The organism is Peribacillus sp. P4_C12 (assembly GCF_056402095.1).
This window is the reverse complement of sequence record NZ_JBFUIB010000354.1, coordinates 1-3,967: the sequence shown is the minus strand read 5'-3', so window position 1 is coordinate 3,967 and position 3,967 is coordinate 1. Positions and strand designations below refer to the sequence as shown.

Sequence of the window (3,967 nt, the reverse complement as noted above, 5' to 3'; positions counted from 1 at the left end):
ACATAAATGTTTGTTCCCTAGGATTATTTTCTTGCTCTTCAGCGGTAATTTCTTTCTGCAATAAACTGTCTCCCATTTTTTGAGACACTGTCCCACCTGTAAATATAGAGAGGCTAAATGCTAGAACAGCTACACATAATACTTCTACTAAGAGTTGGCCTATTAATTTCCCTTTTTTCTCGCCAATCGACAGTAAGATTCCTAACTCCTTCCGTCGTTCTTTTATGGTCAACATAATKATAAGACCTAAGATTATGGATCCTGTAATTGAAACCAGGTAGATAATCCATTTTGAAGTGGATGCCATGTTCTCAATAGGGCCTATCATTTTTTTATATAAGGCATCATGAGCATCTAGTTTAAAAAGGTCAAAATCAATGTCTGTTTTCTTTCCCTTTGCTTTAAAAGCATCGATATGATTCGGGTCAGTTAAGTAATAAATTGCTTTATCAATTGGCGTGCCCTTCATATCCTTGTTTACTGAAAATTCTTTTAACGATTCGTACGAAACATATATTTTGTTAGATGGATGAAACAGCGGTGGTGCTGTTTCCATTTGGCTAGTGATGTTGGATGTCTCATAAATCCCTATTATTTCTAACTTTATTGTCGATTTCCCATCGTCTTTTTTGATTTTTATCTCATCACCAACTTTAAGTTTGTTATGTTCAGCTAACTGTTTTTCAACCAAGGCTACTTTCYTATCTTTGTCTTCTTCTGTTATTTCACGACCCTTAATGATTTCCTCCGTTCCTTCTGTAAATTCTTTTAATAAATCAGAGCTTCTCACGCCGGTAATTGATAGATTTGGCATTTCTCTATCAGGGTTGCCTCCACCAGCTATGGAGCCACTCATCACGTCTTCATTTCCATCAATATTAATGGGAATATAACCATCTGCTAAACCCTGAGTTTCTTTTAGATAATTGAAATTTTTCACATAGGGTGATTTAGCTAACTTATCTGCTTCCTCTGAAGAAATTTCTGGAAATTGCACTGGCTCATTAGGATTTTCTTCTCTCTGTTTTTCAATATATTTTGGAAGCTTTTCTTGATTTAATCCTAGCGTTACGTCAACTCCCAATTTTTTTCTAGCGAGATCACTCGCTGTGTCTGTGACATTTTGCATGGCGAATCCTGCTAATACTAAATTAGTAACAACTAAAAAAACAGCAAATAAGATAAGGGATTTTCCCTTTCTTGCTCGTACACTTAAAAGTGCGCGTTTGATAAAATTCATTTTTATTACCTCCTTGATATCTCTAATGTACAGGACTAATCTAGAGTCTATATGGAGATATAGAGGAGTTTATATGGAGATATAGAGGAGGCTATATGGAGAAGTTTTGGTGTTTTTACCAAACATTAATTAAAGTTTAAAATCGAATCACAATGATTTCCTAAATGAATAACACCATTTGTCATATTTGAATTTATCTACACAAAATCGGTGTATATCACTTCTTTGTAACCCTGACTTTAAACATGCCCAAATGTTTTTCAAAGTTACTTCTTTTTCGAGTCAATCATTATCCTAACGCTACCTTAACTTCTTTTTGTTACTATACAGGTAGAAATACCTTTCCGAGAGGCCTATTCTATCTTCTTTTAATGCTCTTTACCATGTAAAAGGGCATGGCAAAAACATACCTATTGAACTTTTTAATAAAAAAAGCATCTCATAAGAGACATTTTTTTATATTGCTTCTAAAAGGCAATTTTAATTATTTTTTCATTAATATTCACGCTAAATAAATAAGGAAAGCATTCTGTTTAACACAGAACACTTTCCTATTAGAGAGAATGTATAATAAACCAATTAAGTGGTAACTTTATTCGATTATTTGGCTTTTGGTTTCTCTTTTCCCATTGAGTCAAATAATTGTGTAGATGATAAGGCATTGAATGGTAAAGTTACATTGTGTTTAAGCCCTTCGTTATAAGCCGCTTTTAAGTCTTTAAGTAAAACAGCCAAGGCAGTGTCTGCTGTCCATTCAGAAATATCGCTCCAATTTCTAACTACCCAACTATCACCTGTACTAACTTGTAATAGGTTTAATACCTCTTCTTGAGGTAAGTTATAGTGTTCTCCTAATTTAAGTCCTTCAGCTAAAGCATTCATGTTAATACCTAAAATCATATTATTAACTAATTTTGCTACTTGGCTGTTGCCTGGTTCCTCGCCATAGTAGAATGTGTTTGATCCAATAGCATCAAAGTATGGTTGGAAAGATTTCACGATGGCTTCTGAACCTGATGTCATAATCGATAATGTTCCAGCTTGAGCACCTGAAGCACCACCGCTTACCGCAGCGCTAATTAATCTCAAATCACTTTCTTCTTCGACTTTTTTGCCTAATTGATTCATTGTATCAGGGTCAAGTGTACTCATAACAATAATTGTTTTATTTTTAGGTTGGGCAGATAATATAGCGTTCTCACCAAAAATAATGTCAACATTTTGGGCATAGTCACGAACCATTGAGATAATCGCTTCGTCAGCTTGTTCCGCCACTTCTTTTAAAGTTTCTACCATTGTTATTCCAGCAGCACTTGCTTTCTCATAAACACCTTTAAAGGCATCATAACCGATTACTTCAAAACCAGCTTTCTTTAAATTAACGGCCATCGGGAAGCCCATTGTTCCTAATCCTACAAATCCAATTTTTTTACTCATGATAAATTCCTCCTAATTTATACTTTTTAATCGTAGTAATTACATCTATCACATAAAAAACTTTAGCATAAAGTTTTGAATGTTTCGTTGTAGTTGTTTCATTCATAACAAGTATGAAAACTTGCTACAGTTACATAGTTAAGCTAAACCTAAGAGGGCCATGATAACGATAACGGCCATTGCGATCCAGTGGGTAACACTTATACTGATAAATCCATTTTTGAAAGTGTCTTTCATAGTTAATCCTGTTAAATTGTTAAATATAATCAAGAATCCAGAGTAAGGAACAATTGATAGAGCTCCAGATCCGATTGCGATTGCGCGGTGAACCGTTTCCGGATCTAGTCCCATTTCCAAATAGTACGGGGCAAAATTCGCAACAGAAATGCCAATTGCTCCAACAGCTGAAGCAGTAATACCGCCTATAAGACCTGTACCAATCATTAATGAGAGTACGGGAGGTCCAGGGATTGATTGAATCAATTGAAATACACCCTTAAACGCCGGTACACTTGTTGCAATGCTACCAAATGCAATCGTACTACCAGTTGTAATCGTTGATGATACCGATTCGGCAGCACCTTGATTTAATACCTCTTTTTGCTGAGCGATTTGTTTACCGAATAAGATCGCACTCAATAAGATCGCAACAATCAAAGCGACAATGATAATGTTGCTCACAGAACTAAATATTAGGATTATGGCTAATAACACGATGATAGGCAGTAAACTGATAATGAATGATGGGAGCTTACGTTTAGATGTCGCATCACTACTTTCAACCTTCTCATCCACATTAAATGTCTCGTTATTACGCAAGCTTTTGGACAACGAAAATTTCATAAATACTAGTAAGAAGACAATTGCTGCGATGGAAGTGACGATTCCGATAAGCGGTGCAGCAGTTAATGTGGTGCCCAAAGCCGTTGAAGGCACAATATTGTGTAATGAAGGTGCCCCAGGCAACATCGTCATAGTGAACGTTGAAGTCCCACCAAACACAGGAATGGTAACTAATTTCCACGAAATATTAAGTTGTTTGAAGATAGGTTTAGCCATTGGAATTAATGCGARTATTATGACGAATACATTAATACCACCGTAAGTAAGAATTGCAGAAATAATAAATAATGCTACTAATGCGTTGTACGGGTTCTTGGTTCCTACCACGGACAGTACTTTATTTGCAATTGAAATAGTTGCCCCACTTTTATCCATGTATTTCGCTAATATAGAACCTAATAAGAATATCGCGAAATTTGATGCAACAAACCCAGCAAGTGCCGTCAT

At 35.6% G+C, this 3,967-nt stretch carries 3 protein-coding genes; all 3 read right to left on the bottom strand.

Annotated elements, in window-relative coordinates:
* Positions 1-1,240 (bottom strand): ABC transporter permease (locus tag AC1DUW_RS22770; protein ID WP_477643529.1); only part of this gene is annotated, 1,240 nt, incomplete at its 3' end.
* A 600-nt stretch (positions 1,241-1,840) separates the two neighbouring features.
* Positions 1,841-2,677, bottom strand: a complete 837-nt coding sequence (locus AC1DUW_RS22765; RefSeq protein WP_053345654.1) for an NAD(P)-dependent oxidoreductase — start codon at positions 2,675-2,677, stop codon at positions 1,841-1,843.
* Positions 2,678-2,815: 138 nt separating this feature from the next.
* Positions 2,816-3,967, bottom strand: a 1,152-nt coding sequence (locus AC1DUW_RS22760; protein ID WP_477643528.1) for a GntP family permease, incomplete at its 5' end; no start/stop codon positions are given.

What these genes read in the sequence shown, in the direction of transcription:
- AC1DUW_RS22765 (WP_053345654.1), bottom strand. Translation starts at nt 2,677, where the DNA reads ATGAGTAAAAAAATTGGATTTGTAGGATTAGGAACAATGGGCTTCCCG.